At 34.5% G+C, this 19,202-nt stretch carries 19 protein-coding genes; 12 read left to right on the top strand and 7 right to left on the bottom strand.

The window, feature by feature from the left end:
• Positions 1 to 80 precede the first annotated feature (80 nt).
• Entirely contained in the window at positions 81 to 2,489 is a 2,409-nt protein-coding gene (locus tag BMY57_RS08960; protein WP_091773680.1) for a penicillin acylase family protein, read from the top strand.
• Between the two features lie 115 nt (positions 2,490 to 2,604).
• The gene (locus BMY57_RS08955) at positions 2,605 to 4,248 is read left to right on the top strand and encodes a BCCT family transporter (protein ID WP_091773679.1); all 1,644 of its coding nucleotides are present in this window, start codon (positions 2,605 to 2,607) and stop codon (positions 4,246 to 4,248) included.
• Positions 4,249 to 4,288: 40 nt separating this feature from the next.
• Here BMY57_RS08955 and BMY57_RS08950 read toward each other — a convergent pair whose 3' ends face one another.
• Positions 4,289 to 5,755 carry a methyl-accepting chemotaxis protein gene (locus BMY57_RS08950; protein ID WP_091773678.1) on the bottom strand — a complete coding sequence of 489 codons (1,467 nt, stop codon included), beginning with the start codon at positions 5,753 to 5,755 and terminating at the stop codon, positions 4,289 to 4,291.
• A 160-nt stretch (positions 5,756 to 5,915) separates the two neighbouring features.
• Between BMY57_RS08950 and BMY57_RS08945 the strand changes: the two genes are divergently transcribed.
• The 4 genes from BMY57_RS08945 to BMY57_RS08930 all read left to right on the top strand — a co-directional run bounded on the left by BMY57_RS08945 (position 5,916) and on the right by BMY57_RS08930 (position 11,409).
• Positions 5,916 to 7,292 (top strand): MFS transporter, encoded by a 1,377-nt coding sequence (locus BMY57_RS08945; protein ID WP_091773677.1) that lies wholly within the window; start codon positions 5,916 to 5,918, stop codon positions 7,290 to 7,292.
• Positions 7,293 to 7,522: 230 nt separating this feature from the next.
• Positions 7,523 to 7,948 (top strand): YwpF family protein, encoded by a 426-nt coding sequence (locus BMY57_RS08940; RefSeq protein ID WP_091773676.1) that lies wholly within the window; start codon positions 7,523 to 7,525, stop codon positions 7,946 to 7,948.
• A gap of 98 nt (positions 7,949 to 8,046) precedes the next feature.
• A complete protein-coding gene (locus BMY57_RS08935) occupies positions 8,047 to 9,420 on the top strand; it encodes a TrkH family potassium uptake protein (protein WP_091773675.1) in 1,374 nt (457 codons plus the stop codon).
• 18 nt (positions 9,421 to 9,438) lie between these two features.
• Positions 9,439 to 11,409: an EAL domain-containing protein gene (locus BMY57_RS08930; RefSeq protein ID WP_091773674.1), complete on the top strand. Its 1,971-nt coding sequence runs from the start codon at positions 9,439 to 9,441 to the stop codon at positions 11,407 to 11,409.
• A 63-nt stretch (positions 11,410 to 11,472) separates the two neighbouring features.
• Here the strand turns inward: BMY57_RS08930 and BMY57_RS08925 are convergent, their stop codons facing one another.
• The 3 genes from BMY57_RS08925 to BMY57_RS08915 all read right to left on the bottom strand — a co-directional run bounded on the left by BMY57_RS08925 (position 11,473) and on the right by BMY57_RS08915 (position 14,152).
• A complete protein-coding gene (locus BMY57_RS08925; protein ID WP_091773673.1) occupies positions 11,473 to 11,616 on the bottom strand; it encodes a YjcZ family sporulation protein in 144 nt (47 codons plus the stop codon).
• Between the two features lie 115 nt (positions 11,617 to 11,731).
• A complete protein-coding gene (locus BMY57_RS08920; RefSeq protein ID WP_091773672.1) occupies positions 11,732 to 12,967 on the bottom strand; it encodes a S1C family serine protease in 1,236 nt (411 codons plus the stop codon).
• Between the two features lie 12 nt (positions 12,968 to 12,979).
• Positions 12,980 to 14,152, bottom strand: a complete 1,173-nt coding sequence (locus tag BMY57_RS08915; protein ID WP_091773671.1) for a zinc ribbon domain-containing protein — start codon at positions 14,150 to 14,152, stop codon at positions 12,980 to 12,982.
• A gap of 354 nt (positions 14,153 to 14,506) precedes the next feature.
• Between BMY57_RS08915 and BMY57_RS08910 the strand changes: the two genes are divergently transcribed.
• The 3 genes from BMY57_RS08910 to BMY57_RS08900 all read left to right on the top strand — a co-directional run bounded on the left by BMY57_RS08910 (position 14,507) and on the right by BMY57_RS08900 (position 15,185).
• Positions 14,507 to 14,728, top strand: a complete 222-nt coding sequence (locus BMY57_RS08910; RefSeq protein ID WP_091773670.1) for a DUF1659 domain-containing protein — start codon at positions 14,507 to 14,509, stop codon at positions 14,726 to 14,728.
• Positions 14,729 to 14,764: 36 nt separating this feature from the next.
• Complete coding sequence (locus BMY57_RS08905; protein ID WP_091773669.1) at positions 14,765 to 14,986, top strand: DUF2922 domain-containing protein; 222 nt, start codon at positions 14,765 to 14,767, stop codon at positions 14,984 to 14,986.
• A gap of 64 nt (positions 14,987 to 15,050) precedes the next feature.
• Positions 15,051 to 15,185, top strand: a complete 135-nt coding sequence (locus BMY57_RS08900) for a YvrJ family protein (RefSeq protein ID WP_091773668.1) — start codon at positions 15,051 to 15,053, stop codon at positions 15,183 to 15,185.
• 184 nt (positions 15,186 to 15,369) lie between these two features.
• Here BMY57_RS08900 and lepB read toward each other — a convergent pair whose 3' ends face one another.
• A complete protein-coding gene (lepB, locus tag BMY57_RS08895) occupies positions 15,370 to 15,885 on the bottom strand; it encodes a signal peptidase I (protein WP_175615796.1) in 516 nt (171 codons plus the stop codon).
• 211 nt (positions 15,886 to 16,096) lie between these two features.
• Here lepB and BMY57_RS08890 point away from each other — a divergent pair, with 211 nt between their 5' ends.
• A complete protein-coding gene (locus tag BMY57_RS08890; protein WP_143063812.1) occupies positions 16,097 to 16,282 on the top strand; it encodes an aspartyl-phosphate phosphatase Spo0E family protein in 186 nt (61 codons plus the stop codon).
• A 6-nt stretch (positions 16,283 to 16,288) separates the two neighbouring features.
• Here the strand turns inward: BMY57_RS08890 and BMY57_RS08885 are convergent, their stop codons facing one another.
• Together BMY57_RS08885 and BMY57_RS08880 are read right to left on the bottom strand one after the other, a co-directional pair.
• Entirely contained in the window at positions 16,289 to 17,446 is a 1,158-nt protein-coding gene (locus tag BMY57_RS08885; RefSeq protein ID WP_091773666.1) for an aminotransferase A, read from the bottom strand.
• Positions 17,447 to 17,465: 19 nt separating this feature from the next.
• Positions 17,466 to 18,194 (bottom strand): ZIP family metal transporter, encoded by a 729-nt coding sequence (locus BMY57_RS08880; protein WP_091773665.1) that lies wholly within the window; start codon positions 18,192 to 18,194, stop codon positions 17,466 to 17,468.
• A gap of 460 nt (positions 18,195 to 18,654) precedes the next feature.
• On the opposite strand from BMY57_RS08880, the gene BMY57_RS08870 reads away from it, so the two are divergent.
• Together BMY57_RS08870 and BMY57_RS08865 are read left to right on the top strand one after the other, a co-directional pair.
• Positions 18,655 to 18,846: a hypothetical protein gene (locus BMY57_RS08870; RefSeq protein ID WP_246247613.1), complete on the top strand. Its 192-nt coding sequence runs from the start codon at positions 18,655 to 18,657 to the stop codon at positions 18,844 to 18,846.
• 165 nt (positions 18,847 to 19,011) lie between these two features.
• On the top strand, positions 19,012 to 19,202 hold a 191-nt coding region (locus BMY57_RS08865; RefSeq protein WP_143063811.1), incomplete at its 3' end, for a transposase.

The following is a 19,202-nucleotide window of genomic DNA, read 5'->3' as shown; positions in this document are numbered from 1 at the left end:
AATCGTTCATAAATTGTTAAAATGTCAAAATTTTTGTAATATAATAAAATAGATAAAAACATAATATCGGGGGAGAAGGTATGGAAACAGTACGAGAAGAACATATTGAGAAAAGTGTACATAAGAAAAAGATGAAACCATGGATTAAGTGGACTTTAATTTCATTAAGTGCGTTATTCATTATCGCCATTTCTTTATTCATTTATGTAAACGCTTACGTTAATCGGTCGCTTCCTCAAATAGAAGGGGAACAAATACTAGGTGGACTAAATGAAGATGTGACAGTATTGAGAGATGAAGATGGTGTTGCGCATATCTCAGCTCAATCGAATGAGGATTTATTTTATGCACAAGGTTATATAACGGCACAGGATCGTCTATTTCAAATGGAAATGTCGAGAAGGCAAGCTTCAGGAAGGTTGAGTGAAGTTGCTGGTGAGGCGGCATTGACTCAAGATAAGTATTTTAGAACGTTAGGGTTAAGACGTGCAGCGGAAGCCTCTTTAGAGTTATATGACGATGAAGCACAACAGGCTTTAGAAGCTTACGCGAATGGTGTAAATGAATATATTCGCGAGGTTGAAAAAGAGAATAAATGGCCGGTTGAATTTAAATTAATGGGAATGGATTCCATGGAAGAGTGGACGATTATTGATTCTTTAACAATTGGTAAATATATGGCTTACGATTTAGGAGGGCATTGGGAACGTCAAGCTTTTAACTATTATTTAATTCATCATTTTAGTGAGGAAGAAGCTTATGAATTATTTCCAACTTACCCCCAAAATGCTTTAACGAATATTTCAGATGAGGAATATGTGGACCTGTCTAAAAGCATGGCGCAAGCTCCTAAGACACATGAATTTAATGGGAGTAATAACTGGGTGGTAAGTGGAGACAAGACGGAAAGTGGAATGCCAATATTGGCTAATGATCCGCACTTAGGTCTGCAAACACCATCTATTTGGTATCAAGTTCACTTAAAATCCGGTGAGTACGATGTATCAGGTGTTATTTTTGCTGGAGTTCCTGGTGTCATTCTCGGACATAATCAAGATATCGCTTGGGGTGTCACCAATGTTGGCCCTGATGTTCAACAATTATATTTAGAAAAACGTCATGATGAAAACCCGCATCAGTTTTTATATGATGAGGAGTGGGTCGAAGCTGATGTGATTAATGAAGTAATACACGTCAAAGATGGTGAATCTGTTGATTTAGAAGTAGTGGAAACGGTCCATGGTCCAATTATTTCAGAATTTACGAATGGAATAGATCCAGAGGAAACTTCGACTGCTTTTTCAGTTGATTGGACGGCGTTAGATCCCACTCCCGAACTTTCGGCAATTTTAAGCATTAATAGAGCTTCTAACTGGGATGAATTCGAGCAAGCATTAGAAGATTTTCACGCTCCTGCACAAAACTTTGTGTTTGCATCTAAAGACGGAACGATTGCTTATAAAGCGAATGGTAAAATTCCGAAATATCAAGACCCAGATCACGCTTTATTACCTTTGCCAGGATGGGAATCGGAATATGATTTAAATGAGCATGTCCCGTTTAACGAATTACCGACTTTAATTAACCCAGAAAAAGGCTTTATCGCAACGGCCAATAATAAAGTTATATCAGATCAATACCCATATCATATTAGTCATATGTGGGCGCAACCTTACCGTTACACTCGAATCTATCAAGTATTAGAAAAACAGGATCAATTAACAGTTGAAGATATGATGAAACTTCAAATGGACCAAATGAACTTACAGGCAGAATGGTTAGTACCGATTATGGTTGATATTCTAGAAAATCAAGATTTATCAGAAGACGAGAAATCCGCGTTATCTTTATTAAAAGATTGGGATTATAATGACGATAAAAATGATCCACAACCCTTAATCTTCCATCAATTCTTTGATGAGGTAGAAGAGCAATTATTCTCTGAACATATCCCGGAAGATATTTATTCAATGTTTAGTGGAAAAGGGCAAAATGTCGATCAACTCATTGCTAATGTTTTGAGTGGCGAGACGTCCCTTTGGTTTGATAAAAACGGAGGATTAGAGAAAGTGTTTAAAGATTCGTTTACCATTACCGTTCAAAACTTAAAGGATGAATATGGTACTGATATGAACAATTGGGCGTGGGGGGATTACCACCAAGTATATTTTGCGCATCCTTTATCCAACATTTCATTTTTAGATCGTTTCTTTAATAAAATGGATCCTGTTCAAGTTGGAGGAAGCCATGTAACCGTTATGGCTACTTCATTCAGAGATGATGGCACGGTTGATCATGGTGCTTCATGGAGGTTCGTTATAGACATGGATCGTATTGATCAATCCTATCATATTGTGGGACCCGGTCAGGCAGGACATTATCGTAGTAAGTGGTATGATGATCAAATAATCGATTGGGTGGAAGGAAATTATCATTTAACCGATACAAAAGCTGATTCAGGCAGTACATTACATTTAATAGCCGATTAATATAAAAAGCTTTGGGGTAAATAAACATTGTCCCAAAGCTTTTTTATTTTACGACTAATAAAATTCGAGGTGTTGCTACAAAGTATAGTTATAGGTATTTAAAGGAGAGTATGCGATGAACCGAAAATTAATCGATTGGCCAACGTTTATAGCATCATTTGTTTTACTGCTTGCGGTTGTCATTCCGTTAGTTATATATCCTGAAGCTGGTGAAGCATTCGTTAACCGATTAAATGATTTTGTTGCTGGTAACTTTGGTTTCCTATATTTAATAATGGGATTAGGAATCTTCTTTTTCTTAATATTTGTAGCCTTTAGCCAAAATGGACATGTCAAACTAGGTGAAAAGGATGAAAAGCCTGAGTTTGGAACTGCATCTTGGGCTGGTATGTTGTTCAGTGCAGGGATTGGTTCAAGTATTTTATATTGGGCAACGATTGAATGGGCCTATTATTATCAAGGACCCCCATTTGGAATTGACCCATCTGAAGCACAAATCGAAACTATTCAGTGGGCATCAACGTACGGTATTTTTCACTGGGGACCTATTGCTTGGGCAATTTATACCTTACCTGCCATCCCGATGGCTTATTTCTTTTATGTGAGAAAAACACCCGTTATAAAAATAAGTGAAACTCTTAGGCCCATACTTGGGAATACATCAGATTCAATTATTGGTAAAGTGATCGATGTTTTATTCATATTTGGTTTACTCGGTGGTGCTGGTACAACGCTAGCTCTTGGTACACCTTTAATAACAGCTGGTGTATCTGATATTACTGGTCTAGAAGATACCATGTTGTTAAGAACAATCATCTTATTGGGTGTAACCGTCATATTCGGTATTAGTTCATATTTAGGATTAAAAGAAGGTATTAAACGATTAAGTGATTTCAACTTAGCATTGGCTGTATTTTTATTGGTTTTCGTCTTCATTACAGGTCCAACGTTATTTATCTCAGAAGCGACTACTAATAGTATTGGGTTAATATTAGATAATTTCTTTCACATGAGTACCTGGACGGAGCCGTTAGCCAATATATCTAACTTTGAAGAAACAGGCTTTCCAGAGGCATGGACCGTGTTCTATTGGGCATGGTGGTTAGTTTATGCACCCTTTGTTGGTCTGTTTATTGCTAGGATTTCTAGAGGACGTACAATTAGGCAAGTTATTGTCGGAACAATTGTCTACGGATCATTAGGGTGTTTATTATTCTTTGGAATCATGGGTAACTTTGGTTTGTACCTTCAATTAACGGGTGCTTATGATGTTGTCTCGGTATTAAATGATCAAGGGGCACCTATTGCGATTATATCGATTATTAACCAGTTACCATTAGCTAAACTCATGGTTATAATATTTGTTATTTTATCCATCGTCTTCTTAGCTACAACGTTTGACTCAAGTTCGTATATTCTTGCTTCCGTTACACAAAAAGAAGTTGATGATGGAGAGCCTGAACGTTGGAACCGTCTATTTTGGGCATTCACACTCTGTATTTTACCTTTAACGTTAATGTTCTTAGGTGGGTTAAGTACGTTACAGACCGCGAGTATCGTCGGTGGTTTTCCGTTAATATTTATCATGTTTATGTTAGCCATATCGTTCATGAAAGCTTCGACTGGTGACCTTAAAGCAGAAGATAAATTTAGACCGAAAACTGTTGTATTGGATTATAGACGAATTAGGGAACGACTGCGCAGAAGAAGGTTAAAGTTAAAAGAACGAGATGAAGAGAAAAATCAAAGAGATGAATAAAAAGAGGGCAAAGTCGCAGACATTCGGCTTTGCCCTCTTTTTATTCAGAACGCGTTAATTTTCGAAGAGCGTCGTTCGATTTTTCAATTTCTGTATGCAGTAAACGGTTGTGTTCAACTTGCTCTTGGACAGAGGCACTGATTTCTTCGATGGACGCAGATGATTGCTCAATTGTGTAAGTAAACTGGTCAATTGTTTCTTCTATAGCTTGAGTGTTTTCATCAGCGACTTGAGCTTTTTTTACAAATTGACTCAATTGATCTAGAAGTTGCTTAGATTGGTTTTCAAACTGTTGAAAAATGGAATGGTTCTGATTCACAGTTTCAATGTTTTCTTCTAATTTCTGGGTCATCGTCTTAATTTTATGTTCCGTTTTCTGATTTGTATCTTTTATACTAATTAAGTTACCTGAGATTGTTTTAGCAGTCTTGTCAGTGTGTCCTGAGAGTTTTCTGATTTCATCTGCAACCACTGCAAATCCTTTGCCGTGTTCACCCGCTCTAGCAGCTTCAATAGACGCGTTTAACGCAAGTAAGCTGGTCTGATCAGTAATATCTTGAATATCCTTTAATGAGTTAACCGAAGAGTCAACTTTATCACTTAGTTCACTAAATGTCATATTCACCGAGTTCAAACTACCTTTTAAATCTTCAATTTGAGTGATCAGTTTATTAGAACTTTGTAAGCCATGATTAGCATGATGTTCATTATCAATGGTTGATTGATGCAACGCTTTTAGCTCATCTGTCATTTCATTCACAATGGAGTATGTATCTTTTACCAATTGATGAATAGTGCCGATTGAATTAGAATGATGTTCCGTGCCGCTGGCGATTTCTTGAATGGCATGGTTCATTTCATCTAATGATTGGCGATGGTCATTCGATTGTTTAGAGATTTCTGACATGCTTCGTTGAATACGGTTTGCTTGATTTTCTATTTGTTCTTTTTGTTTTGCTTCTTGTAAGTAACTTTGCTTATTTAGTTCTTGGAGTTCTTCTAACTTCTCGTTCATTTGTTGTGCAACAATCTGTTGGCAGTACAAGACGATGCCAGCTAATACTAAAACCAAAACTGAGATTCCATAATCAAAATTAAATTCTTGTCCATATTTCATAATAAAAGAGATTAGTAAAATTGTACTGATACTAAATCCATAAATGAGAGTGCTCTTCGTTAAGTATAGGGCACTACTAATAAGTAAGAAATAAATAAGTGCGACATTTTGCCCTGAAGTGGATACTGATAAGATAATGGCTCCTATAATTGAACCTAAGCCTAATATGCTTATGTAAGGATAAATCTTCATAGCTTTATTAAGCTTTAATAAAATCCCTAGTATACAAATTAAAGTCAGTGATCCAATTCCAATAATAGAAATCACAATCAACCTTTGTCCAATAGCGATATTCACCACTAGACTTAGAGCGGTTACGATGGTGAGAAAAGCAAGCATAATCTTATTCTTTTTAATAAGAGATTCCAATGCTAAATCTGACTGCTGCATGAACGACCCTCCTGAAAATTCAAAAAATTTAATAATATTATTTTATCACATATTTTGTAAAATTGAGTACTTCTGATCATTCGATGTTTTTAAAAGCTATTTTATTGCGAGAAAATTTTAGAGAGGGTATGCTTATGAAAGTGAAAGGCGAGGGGAAAACATGAGTGATCAAAAAGTAGAAATACGTAATCCTAAAGCATTATTATTTTCGTTATGTTTTGTTTTAATGTTTTCAGTGATGAATGGGACGATGTTTAATATTGCGATTCCAGATATCGCAGAAGCGTTTGACTTAATGCCGTCAGAAGTCAGTTGGGTTATGACGGGGTATATTATGGTTTATGCTGTAGGGGCATTAGTATATGGGAAATTAACGGATTCCATTTCTTTAAAAACACTGATTACCTTTGGATTATTAGTATTTTCAGTCGGCTCACTATTAGGATTTGTGGCTCCTAATTATGCGGTGGTCTTAATAGCTAGAATGATTCAAGCCATTGGCGGTTCCATGATTCCGGCGATTGCATTTATTGCACCGATACGATATTACCCTAATGAAAGAGGAAAAGTATTAGGAATAATTGCATCTGTTATGGCATTTGCATCTGGTATCGGACCTATATTAGGTGGGATGATCGCTGGTTTTTTAAGTTGGCAATTTTTATTTTTAACATCAGCGCTCATTGTGGTGACATTACCGTTTTTAAGAGCGAATTTACCAGATGAGAAGACTGAATGGGTTAAAATTGATTATCTTGGAGGCGGATTGGTCGCAGGATTCATTGTGTCGTCATTAATGGGAATTACTTTAGAGCAGGTATGGAGTTTTGGAGTAGCCATCGTCTTGCTTGTATTAGTAATCTTAAGAATGAAATGGGCACGTCATCCCTTTATTCCGCCACATTTATTTAAAAATAGTCGTTATGGCGTCACGTTAATGGTTAGCTTTATTGCTGTTGCTTGTCTTTTTGGATTAATGTTTTCAGTTCCGATCATGTTGAGGGATGTCTATAGTTTAACAACACTACAAATTGGTATAGCAATGTTTCCGGGTGCAATGAGTGCAGCATTGATCGGTCGAAAAGGTGGTAAGTTAGTTGACCAAAAAGGGTCTAGAACGATATTTTTAGTTAGTTTATTATTACTATTAGCTGGATTCCTTATAGTTTCTACAACTGTGGGAACTCATCCGGTTATTTTAAGTGTAAGTCTTATTTTCCCAATGCTTTGTTTCCCGCTTGTTCAAGCTTCAGGTGCTGATATATTAGCAAATATTTTAAGCAAAAGTGAAACAGGAGTTGGAATGGGAGTCTTTAATTTATTAAACTTTGTTTCGGGTGCACTAAGTGGAGCCCTAGTTGGAAAAGCATTAGATCTATATCGACCGGAACACCCCATTAACCCACTAGGTATTTCTGGTTCAGGATCAGTCTATAGTAACGTGTTTATCATATTTATGACTTTAATTTTAATCGGGTTTGTATTGTTTAAAACATTACACAAAGAGAATTCAATCCAAGAAGCTGAATCGTCATAATTGACGATTCAGTTTTTTATTTAATAAAACAAATAATTAAACGTAAATTTTTTGTAAGAATTATTGCTTGTTTGTTTAATACCACTTACAATGTTTTTAAAATTATGGTTAGTGTTTCCTTAAATAGTATTGATTTTTACTTAATTAATAATAATATTATAGACAGTACTAATCTTTTAACTTCCTATTTTTCCTATAATGATGCAGAGTTTTAGAAAGGAAGGTTTTAAATGAAAACTTTTAAATTGATATCTATTGAAGTATTAGAAAAATCCGGAGATGAATTACATAACAAAGAAATAGACATCATAGACGGTTTAATTATTGATCGTGAAGTTAGTGAAGATCGTTGGTTAATTGAATGCTTAGTACCACGTTCTTATCTAGATTATTTTAAAGATAAACAGGAACAAAATCGTGAACTAGTGGTTCAAGTGAGAATTACGAAAGCCGCAAATCCCAAAGCGACTATTGTAGCTAAGATTAACTCTATAAATGATATAGAAGATGATATAAACCTTATTTTAAGAGGTAATTTAGTTAATCGTGAGCGTGAACAAGTCGAACAAATGCTGCAGGAATTAATAGAGGCAGGTTATCAAGGTGCCTCTTTATTAAAAAAGTTTAAAGAGAAAAACCAAGAAAGCTTCTTCTAAAACGACAATATTAAACAAATTTCTACTAAAATCGATCGATTTTACCATGTATATTGAACTATTAGGCAGGAATTGTAGCTTACAAAGGAGAAACAACTATGTATGGAGAGAAAAAAGAGATAAGGGTAAAAAGATTATTTGACAGACTTTCTGTCGTACAGCTAATTTCTTTGTATTACTTAGCCGCTGTAACACTTTTTACCATTTTACTGTCCTTGCCAATCGCACATAAAGACGGTGTTGACCTTACATTTATGGATGTACTATTCACTTCGGTAAGTGCAGTAAGCGTCACAGGACTCACCGTGGTGTCGACTGCAGACTCATTTAGCATTTTTGGAGTGTTTGTCATTGCACTAGCTCTTCAAATTGGTGGACTTGGAGTCATGGCACTTGGTACGATGATTTGGCTAATATTAGGAAGGAAAATTGGGTTCCGTGAACGACGATTAATTATGACGGACCAAAATCAACAATCTATTTCAGGCATCGTTCGATTAGTAAAAAATATGCTGTTTTTAATCTTAACAATCGAGTTTATTGGTTTCATCATATTAGGTACTTATTATTTAAATTATTACGATTCCATCCTTGAGGCCTATTATCAAGGGTTCTTTTCGGCGATAAGTGCGACTACTAACGGTGGTTTTGATATAACAGGAACATCATTGCATATGTTCCAACATGATTATTTCGTTCAGTTTGTACATATTTTATTAATCATAGCTGGAGCAATTGGATTTCCTGTCTTAATTGAAGTGAAGGAATATTTAAAAATAAATCCAGAAGAACGTAATTTGAAGCGTTTTTCCCTATTTACAAAACTGACAACCTTTACTTACTTTGTTTTATTAGCTTTTTCATTTGTCGTCATTATAATTTTAGAATTTAATCATTATTTCTCGGATAAAAGTTGGCACGAAATTCTATTTACAAGTTTATTTCAATCTACTACAGCTCGAAGTGCGGGATTATCCACCATGGATGTGAATGACTTTACTGAGCAAACTCAAATTTTCTTATCCAGTATGATGTTCATTGGAGCGTCTCCAAGTAGTGTAGGTGGAGGGATTCGAACCACTACCTTCGCATTGGTTATTATCTTTATTTTGACATTTGCGAGGGGACAAACCCACATTAAGCTTTTTGGCCGTCAAGTAGAAAATGAAGATTTATTTAAAGCTGTTGTTGTCACATTATTGGCCATTGTTATGTTTTTGGTTTCATTAATTATTGTGACAGCTGTTGAACCGTTCTCATTAACCAGTATTATTTTTGAAGTTAATTCTGCATTTGGAACAACCGGTTTATCCATGGGAATAACATCTGATCTTTCTAACTTTAGTAAAACGCTTTTAATGGCTTTGATGTTTATTGGAAGGATTGGTTTGTTAACGTTCCTATTCACTTTTAATAAACAAAAACGTAAAAGTAACTATCGCTATCCTAAAGAAAGAATTAATATTGGGTAGATATGAGGGGGCATATTTTTGGGAAAAAGGAGTCGAGGTAACTTAGATCAACCAATTCATCATTGGATTTTTGAACATATATCTGATGCTGTGTTGTTTATAAATAAGGATGGAAAAATAGAAGCGTCTAACCAACCAACCCATTCGCTACTTAAAATGACAACTGACAAGATCTTCATCACAGATTATCTGAAACTAAATACTTTAACACCAACAGATGGTAAAGAATTAATGGTTAGAACTAAGACTAAACCAGAACGACTTATATTATTTAGAAGCATGCAAATTGGTGAGTACGTTTGTATGATTTTGAGAGAAGGCGGAATACAAGCCAATAAGGAAGCAATCTATTACTCGTTAAATAATATGTTAAACGGTCCATATGAAGGGGTCGTCATGCACGATCGTGATCAAATTATCGATTGTGACCAAGCATTCGCCAGTCTTTCAGGGTATGAAAGAGAAGAGTTGTTGGGTATGAGTATTTTAGATTTAATTCATCCTAAAGACCACGGTAAGATGATCAAAAGTATGCAGTCGATTAAACATGCCCCTTACACGGTAAAAGGGATTAAAAAAGACGGTAGTATCATTTATGCAGAAATTGTACCAGAAACATTAGATGTTAATGATGGTGAATTGAGCATTGCGATGATCCGGAATATTACTGAACGTATTGAAAATGAAAAACAAATTGAATTTATGGCTTATTATGATGAGTTGACGGATTTACCAAACCGAAACTATTTTCAGAAAGTCCTCAATGATGAAATTAATATATCGAAGTTAAAAGAAAGAAATTTAGCGGTTCATTTTATTGATTTAGATTATTTTAAACATATTAATGATACGCTCGGCTATCATTTTGGGGATCAATTATTAAAAGCTTTTGCTAAACGACTTAAGAAGTTAATTTATGAAGATATTTTTGTTGCTAGAATGACTGGAGATGAATTTTTAATTCTTCAACGAAATATTGAGGAAAAAGAGGAAGCAACGAACTTTGCTGAAGAAATAATCAATAGTTTAAAACAGCCGTTAAATGTAAATGGATATGAAATTTATACATCAGTTAGCGTGGGAATTAGTATTTACCCAGAATTAGGTCAATCCGGTTCTCAGTTAATTAAACAAGCTGATACGGCTATGAAATTCATAAAGGAAGAAAATAAGAACGATTATGTTGTTTTTCAACATTCATTTACTGAAGGATTTAAAGAAAGATTAACGTTGGAAACAGAGTTACATAAAGCCATTAAAAATAAAGATTTTGTATTATATTTTCAACCTCAAATTGATATCAAAAATAATCAAATCATTGGTTTCGAAGCCCTTTGTCGTTGGGAACACTCTGAACGGGGATTAGTTGCTCCTAGTGAATTTATTCCGCTAGCAGAAGAAACGGGTTTAATTGTCGAATTAGGTGAGTGGGTGATTCGTGAGGCTTGTCAACAAAATAAAAAGTGGCAAGAATTAGGGTTACCAAAAGTGAAAGTAAGTGTTAACTTATCGGCGAAACAATTTTTACAACGAGATCTAGTACATAAAATTGCTCAGATACTAGAGGAGACAGGATTAGAGCCACAGTATTTTGAAATTGAAATCACTGAAAGTATGGCTATGAGTAATGAGAAATATATCATAGAAACGTTAAATGGTTTTCAAAATCTTGGTGTAAATGTTGCTTTAGATGATTTTGGAACGGGATATTCGTCACTAAAATATTTAAGTCAATTTCCATTAAGTAAATTAAAAATAGATCGATTGTTTATTCAAAATAAAACAGAACAAAATAAAGCGATTGTGAAAACCATTATACACTTATCACATTCATTAAACTTAAAAGTGATTGCAGAAGGGGTTGAAAATGAGGAGGAGCTTCATTTTCTCAATAGTGAAGATTGTGATGAGGTCCAAGGACACTATTTCAGTAAGCCTGTTCCAAACCAAGAAGTTTTAGCTCTCTTTAAGAAAAAAATATCAAAATAATGTTAAAAGGCTGCCTAAGGTAAATTATTTAGAGGCAGCCTTTTATTATGAATCATTTTTAGATTAGCAGTAAAAAGCAGCACCAACGATGATGAGTAGGATGAACAATACAACAATTAACGCAAAGTTGTTGCGACCATGACCACAGTGTCCAACATTACCAACATTTCCGACATTACCAACATTTCCAGCGTTTCCTCCGTACATAAAATCACCTCCATAAGCGCTTTCAAGTTATGTATATGTTAGGGCTTTTATAATTGTAAGGATATTAACCTAATTTCAAAAAGAAAAAGGATGGCATCATGCCACCCTTTAAATTTTATTCGCCTTCAGAATCGTTTTCCTCTTCATTTTTTTCTGCATCTTCTTCATCTTTTTCGATTTTTTGCTCAGTTTTGGATAATAATTCTCTTTCGAGTAATAAAATCTTTAATTGGTCATTTTCATAGCCTACTTCAAATGTTGTTTTATAGTGATGTATTTCTAATGTATCGTCATCCTTGCGTATATGGTGATCAGGAAATACATTAACTTTGACCTGTTCACCCTCAGGTTCGTCTATTTCAAAGTTGTCGTCAGGGAGTTCAATATCGATAGACTTTACGCTTAAATCCCTAAACTCTTGATAACTTCGCTTGATTTGTTCATTACTTCCTAATAAGGAATAGGCAGCAAAGTAATCACGAACATTGAGTGTATCATAATAATACCTGACGATATATTCAGCATCTTCGACTAAAGAATCAGGGTTAACAGATTGATAAGAATTTGGATCAACTTCGAAGCTGAGCTCTTCATCATCTGCCACATCGGACCACATTTGTATTAAGTCATATACTTGAGAAATAGGAATGGTAAAACCAAAATTCCCTTCCTTACTTGCTGCGGCATTAATTCCAATGATTAATCCCGTATCTTTGTGAATAAGTGGACCACCACTGTTACCTTGCGAAATGCTTGCGGATACCTGGTATAAATTCTCGTATTCGGAATTATTAATGGAAAAGTTCCTGTTCTTTGCTGAGATAATACCGTCCGTAAAAGAGCCTTGGAACCCGTGTGGGGAACCAACTGCTATAATTTCATCTCCAATATTAGGTTCAAAATTAGGATCAATCTCCATTGTACCTTGGTTTTTTAATTGTGGAACTCGAATGACTGCAACATCTTTTTTCTCATTTAAATCTATTAAAGCGCCTGGATAGGTGGAAGTACCATCCGATGTCTTAACATAAATATCTGTTGCATTTTTTACCACGTGGGCATTGGTAACAATGTCACCTTTGTCATTAAAAAGGAAGCCAGACCCTTCACTGGTACTGGAAGAATTTACTGCTTCTATATATACAACATTTTTTTCTGCTTCGTGGATAATGGTTTGAAGATCTTTCTTTTCGTGATCTTCTTCATTTTCAACGATTTCAATCATACCATCTTCAGTGGCTAATACGTCATCTTCCCAATAGTTATAATAAAGGAAGATGGCTAAGATACCTAATATTAAAATTGCGACTGAAAGACTGATGGGGAGGACTTTATTTTGTTTTTTTAACATCTGTATCAACTCCTATTGCCCCTCTAGGTACCACTTAATCTGTTCGACCGTAATCTCTACATCTTCTTCTATATCATAATGAGCATATTCAAATTCACCTGTTTCTTCAGGGTAAAGCGTATCTGGATAAAGGAATGTTTCATTCTCTAAGATTTGTTCACCGTCTTCATTATGCAATGTATATTTTACCGATAATGAGTAGATTGGAACTGTAGCAACGCTTTTTAGCTCACCCGAAACAATAATTTGATTGTCATCTTCTTCGTCTCGAGTAACATCAATTGATACCACTTCTACAGCATCATTAGCGTTGTTTTCTTGTTCAATTTCGTATTGATTTAAGGCCTGCTCAATTCGTTTATTTTGCTCTGTTTCAAATGCTACTTGTTGTTTCTCAATTGTAGTCTTTAAGCTTTCCAATTTTTCATTATCAGGTACAAATCTTAGAGCATCTTTAACAATAGCTAAAGCAGAAGAGAAGTGATTTTCATTTAACTCTTCATTTGCATGATTAAATGAATAATTCACAATACGTTCCTTCATTTGTTTTTCTAATTCTTCAGCTTCTTCATTGTCAATCGACTCAATTTGCCAAAGTTGCATTTTTAGTTCATCTATTCCATTATCTTCATCTAATTGACTTCGTACTTGAGCAACTTTTATTTCATTTCTTTTATCTACAATGTTGGTTAATAAATGGTTAACGACTTCACCATTATAGTGATTTAATTGACTCTCAATATCGTTTGTTAGATTCATAGCTTGTTGATAAGATTCAGCATCAACTAATTTGTCAATTTCATTTAGCGACTTTTGTACATTGATGGCCACATCAATAAACTCAAGGCTATTGGAAGCGGCTTTATAATTACTCTTGTAATCTAGTGATTCATTAAATTTATCTTTTGCATTATTGAATTGACCATCTAATGCTAGTTCTACACCTTCTTTATAAGCATCTACAGCTTGATCTTCTTGATATTCTAAGTAAAGGTGCAACGCGATTGATAAAATTAATGTAAAAATTAGAACTGATATTGGAGCGAACCACCATCTATTAAACCCTTCTGGTTCAGATTGTTCTTCGAATCGATCATGGATATCTTCTGGTAATTGTGCACCACATGAGACACAGTAACGTTCATCCTCATGTGCTTTTGCACCACATCTAGGGCAGTAAGACATAGTTATCACCTAATCTATTATTTTATGAATAAGGGCTTCTACATTATTTTACATCAAGTTGTATCATAAAAAAATGAATATATATGATATAATTTATTTGGTAAAATAATAATAACAAACATACTTGAATTAAGAGGAGGATATTGAATATGGCGACAGCAATGGGAATCATCAGTTTAGCATTATTAGCTACATTCATTGGGTATTGTGTGTTTGATAACGTAAAACATTAATCCTTTAAGGCGGCTTTTGCCTATTTCAATTATTTGACGAATGGAAAGTGTGGAATGTTTCAATCATTCCACACTTTTTTTATTTCCTTTCGATTTTAAGAGTGAAAGGAGGTTGAGACTTATGGCAACTGAAATTAAAACCAAATCTCAATTACAATTAGTGTTTGATGCAGGCGTAAGTGAAGATGGAAAAGCGGTGTTAAAGCGTAAGTCTTTTAATCAGATCAATATGAACTCAACACCTGATCAACTGTATGATGTCAGTCATGCTTTAGCATCACTACAGTCACTACCATTATTAAACATTGTTCGTAATGATTCATTTGATGTGAATGAAGTTTAATGAACCAATGATCTTAAAAAGAGGGAGGGAAATTAGATGGCAAAGAGGCTTGAATTAAAATTTAGAAACGAACTAGGAACGATTGCGACCATTTCATTAGATAATCCTGTTGATCCAGCCGACCCTGTAGCGATTAAACAGGCTATGGATACGATTATTGCGAATAACGTCTTTGTATCGAACGGTGGAGCATTAGTTGAGATTGACCGTGCTCAAATTGTTGATCGTACTGTGACAGAAATTCCATTAAGTGAATAATCACATTTTGAAAAAGGCCTTATTCATTAAGGTCTTTTTCTTTATATAAAAAGGGGTGAGATGCGTGGAAGCATGGGTTAATTGGATTCCAGAAGTTGGTTTTCCAATCTTGGTAACGTTTTATTTGTTACACCGAATTGAAAAACGACTTGAGGAATTAAATGATTCCATTCTTCGTTTGCCTGATCATTTAAATTAAATCTGAAAATGAATGGTTAACGAGGCTAGGACAGAAGGTAAATTGATCATTGATTTCGTATAGACATGAGAAGTAGCAGAAGTATCTTAAACTATAAGAAGAAAGAAGCCGAACTTTAGGTATTAAATATAATCTAAAGTTCGACTTCTATTATATGAAAATGATTTGTCTCGACGCTTAATTATCAACGAGTGAGGGATATTTGGTCAAAAGGAAAAATGATAACTTCCGAACGTCCAATTATATCATCTTCATGAATATATCCTAACCCGTTTCGACTATCTTTACTAATGTCTCGATTATCTCCCATTACAAAATAATGATGTTCGGGAACTTCTATTGGCCTAAAATCTGAAGTGGCCTCTTGTTGTTCAGGGGGAAGAAAATCCTGTTCGACTTCTTCACCGTTTATATATAACACACCGTTTTGAACTTCTACGGTTTCATTTGGTAAACCAATAACTCTTTTTACGTAGTTTTTATTTGGGTGTTGAATAATCACGATATCTCCACGTTCTGGTTCATCAAACAAATAGACAGCTTTGTTAAAAATAACTCGTTCTCCGTTGTGTAATGTTGGATCCATACTTGTTCCTTCAACGATAGATGTTGCAAATATATAAGTTCTTAGAAAGAAAGCCAAAATCACTGCAATAATAATGGCTTTTGTCCATTCCCATATTTCTTTTTTCAAGGAAATCTCCCTCTCAATCAGTCTGGATATTATTATCCTAACACAATATTTTACTAAGTACTTGTTAATTAATTATAATTGTTTTACATCTATTTAAACAGAGTATAAAATAATGAAATCATTACATTTTTACAAATTTTATAGTACTATATAACTGTTCACCTAATGTGACATTTATGCTAGATTGTTTATACATCCATTAAGGAGGAACTAGTCAGTGACATCATTTTCGAGAATCCATCAATTACAAAAAGAAATTGAACAACTTCGTAGCAAAATGGTCGATATTGCAACTAGGTATGGATATACCAGTAAAGAGTCCATCCAATTATCCCAGGAGCTCGATTGTTTATTGAATGAATATCAAACGATTATTTCAGATAGTAAAAAAGGGGTCTATTAAAAATAATCATTGTGATTGATTTAAAAAATGCTCCAAACGGTCTAACCCCATTTTTAACACATCTTCATGATAAGCATATGAAATCCTCATATATCCTTGCCCATAAGAAGAGAATGCATCTCCTGGAACTAGAGCAAGCTTGGCTTGATCAACTAATGTTAAACCAAAATCAAATGACGTTTGATTAGATGGAGTTAGTTTTGGGAAAACATAAAAGGCACCATCTGGTTCGACAACGTCAACTCCCATTTGGTTTAGTCTGCTAAGTACGTAATCTCTTCGTTGTAAGTAAAATTCTCTCATATGTTTTGGATCTTCTAAACCATTTTGCATGGCTTCTAATGCAGCATACTGACTTGTAGAAGTGGCACATGATACATTATATTGATGCACTTTTAAAACATGCTTCATTACCTCTGAATCTCCCAATAAAAAGCCAATTCTAAAACCAGTCATAGAGTGCGATTTGGAAACCCCTTGAACGATTAAGGTTTGTTTTTTTACTTCTTCAAAAGTGCCAATCGAGACATGAGGCTTTTCATAAGTAAGTTCACTATAAATCTCATCCGCTAGAATAAATATTGGCTGATCATTCAATAACTCTGCGATGTCTTTTAATTCATCATGAGTCAAGGAAACACCTGTTGGATTTGAAGGATAAGGTAAAATGACACATTTAGTGCGTTCAGTTAAATGTTGTTGAATTAAATCAGCTGTAAATTTAAATTGATGATCCCTCGTATCGACATAAACGGGTGTACCACCGGCTAATTTAATCAGAGGTTCGTATCCAGGATAGACAGGCCCTGGAAGTAATACTTCATCACCTGGTTGAATAATAGTCCTAAGTGTAATGTCTATAGCCTGTGAGGCACCTACCGTTATAATAACCTCATCTTCAGGATTATAATCGAGTTGGAAACGTTTGTTTACATATTGAGATACAGCATTTCGAAGTTCAGGAACACCAGCGTTAGGGGTGTATGTTGTGAAATTTTGATCGATTGCTTTTTTAGTTGCTTCTTTAATATGTTCAGGAGTTTGAAAATCTGGTTGCCCAATCGTCAATGAAACCATATCTTTTTTCCCTTGTACTAGATTGAAAAACTTTCGAATACCAGAGATTTCAATATTTTTAACGCTTTGATTTAAGTATTGTTCCATGTTCTTCACCGTGCTTTCTTTAGAAGATATTAATTAAAGTTAGCATTAACAATATACCAATTATAAAGGAATGAGTAGCTGGTCGCTCATGACCATCACCGTGACTTTCAGGGATCAGTTCTTTATATATTATAAACAACATAGCTCCTGCTGCAAAAGCTAAGCCATATGATACTAACCCTTCAAATATATTAGTAAGGTAAAAACCTAATAAAGCAGTTATGACCTCGACCAATCCGGTTAACGTAGCGATAATAAAAGCAATAAATCGATTGATTTGTTGGTGTATAAGAAATAATGCTACTAGAAATCCTTCGGGAGCATTTTGGGTCCCAATCGCTATGGCCACAACTTCGCCCAAGCCTTCTTGACCACTTGCATAGCTAACGCCAGTAGCTAATCCTTCGGGTAGATTGTGTAACGTAATCGCAGCTATGACTAACATCGCTTTTTGATCAATTTTGATCGATTGATTTAAATTTTCCACGTGTATATGTGGGATGAAATGTTCCAATAATGATAATACAACTGCGCCAATAACTAACCCGATGATTAAATGAATAAGCGTACCATGATCTAAGGCTTCAGGTACTAAACTTAGTAAAGCGGCAGCCATCATAACTCCTGCAGCGAATGCGAGGAGTATGTCACGCCATTTATGGGTTAATCTCTTTATAAATAGAACGGGAATAGCACCGACACCGGTTGCTAAACCTGCTAAAAGACTGCCTATGAATACATCATTCATGATGATAATCCTTTCTTTGTAAAACTAACCAGTAGGAGTTGATTTAATGGTAAATCAATTAGATTCAATTATGATTCAATATGTCTATCAATGCCTGATATTTTTAGTACTCATTTATTGTGCTTATTTAATCTTAAAACCAATCATCATAAAATTAATTAAAAACAAATGCGTTTACACATTGAGTTATTTAATTGTTTCATTATGTATAACGATGATTACTTTATTGACGATTGTTTTATCTGAATCATTGGTCACAGATTACAATCAAAGAATGGCAATCGTTGGATCATTATGGCTTTCTATCATTATAATGGGCTGCATATTCTTCATTACATTCATAGGTAAAATTTTATCACATTATATTAGAAACAAAAATATTTCAACTTAATGTGGGTTGTATATTCTTCACATTAAAATCATATTATTTTATGATAGAGGGGAAGAGAGGGGAATTACCGTGGAGATTTTTGCTGGCTTTTTATTTTTTATTTTACTTTTATTTATTTTAAATATCGTAACAAGTGTATGGGCATATCGTGATTCAATTAGAAAAGGAAATAGTAAGGAATATGCGATTGTCATTTTAATAGGAACATTATTTTTTCCAATCATCGGTTTAATTGTGTACTTAGTGATTCGGAATGATTAAAAAATGAGGCTGGGACAAAACCCAGTAAAATAAAAAATCGTGGAAGACATCAAAATTGATGTTCTCCACGATTTTTTTATACTCTTTTTTAATTTTAGATAAACAAAAAGGATCCCCTTTGATAGAATTAAAGTAACCACACCATAACCCCAAAGGAGGATCCTTATGTTTAAACATTATAACATGAATCAAGTGGTTTTGCCTTTAGATTTAGAAATAAAATTAGACAAAGATGATATGGCTTTTGTTGTGAATGATTTAGTCGAACAAATTCCGGAAGAAGCTTTCGCAAGCTTTTCACGCGACACCGGCTGCCCTGCTTATCACCCTAAAATGATGATGAAAATAATCTTATG

Origin of the sequence: Piscibacillus halophilus (assembly GCF_900110685.1) — a bacterium.
In the GTDB taxonomy this organism is placed as follows: domain Bacteria; phylum Bacillota; class Bacilli; order Bacillales; family Alkalibacillaceae; genus Piscibacillus; species Piscibacillus halophilus.
This window is presented reverse-complemented; position numbering and strand designations above follow the sequence as displayed.

Excerpts from the sequence above, each read along its gene's own strand:
- BMY57_RS08950 (WP_091773678.1), bottom strand. The coding sequence starts at position 5,755 with ATGCAGCAGTCAGATTTAGCATTGGAATCTCTTATTAAAAAGAATAAG.
- BMY57_RS08910 (WP_091773670.1), top strand. The coding sequence starts at position 14,507 with ATGGCAACTGAAATTAAAACCAAATCTCAATTACAATTAGTGTTTGAT.
- BMY57_RS08885 (WP_091773666.1), bottom strand. The coding sequence starts at position 17,446 with ATGGAACAATACTTAAATCAAAGCGTTAAAAATATTGAAATCTCTGGT.
- BMY57_RS08880 (WP_091773665.1), bottom strand. The coding sequence starts at position 18,194 with ATGAATGATGTATTCATAGGCAGTCTTTTAGCAGGTTTAGCAACCGGT.
- BMY57_RS08940 (WP_091773676.1), top strand. The coding sequence starts at position 7,523 with ATGAAAACTTTTAAATTGATATCTATTGAAGTATTAGAAAAATCCGGA.
- BMY57_RS08955 (WP_091773679.1), top strand. The coding sequence starts at position 2,605 with ATGAACCGAAAATTAATCGATTGGCCAACGTTTATAGCATCATTTGTT.
- BMY57_RS08915 (WP_091773671.1), bottom strand. The coding sequence starts at position 14,152 with ATGTCTTACTGCCCTAGATGTGGTGCAAAAGCACATGAGGATGAACGT.
- BMY57_RS08925 (WP_091773673.1), bottom strand. The coding sequence starts at position 11,616 with ATGTACGGAGGAAACGCTGGAAATGTTGGTAATGTCGGAAATGTTGGT.
- BMY57_RS08905 (WP_091773669.1), top strand. The coding sequence starts at position 14,765 with ATGGCAAAGAGGCTTGAATTAAAATTTAGAAACGAACTAGGAACGATT.
- BMY57_RS08960 (WP_091773680.1), top strand. The coding sequence starts at position 81 with ATGGAAACAGTACGAGAAGAACATATTGAGAAAAGTGTACATAAGAAA.
- BMY57_RS08945 (WP_091773677.1), top strand. The coding sequence starts at position 5,916 with ATGAGTGATCAAAAAGTAGAAATACGTAATCCTAAAGCATTATTATTT.
- BMY57_RS08920 (WP_091773672.1), bottom strand. The coding sequence starts at position 12,967 with ATGTTAAAAAAACAAAATAAAGTCCTCCCCATCAGTCTTTCAGTCGCA.
- BMY57_RS08935 (WP_091773675.1), top strand. The coding sequence starts at position 8,047 with ATGTATGGAGAGAAAAAAGAGATAAGGGTAAAAAGATTATTTGACAGA.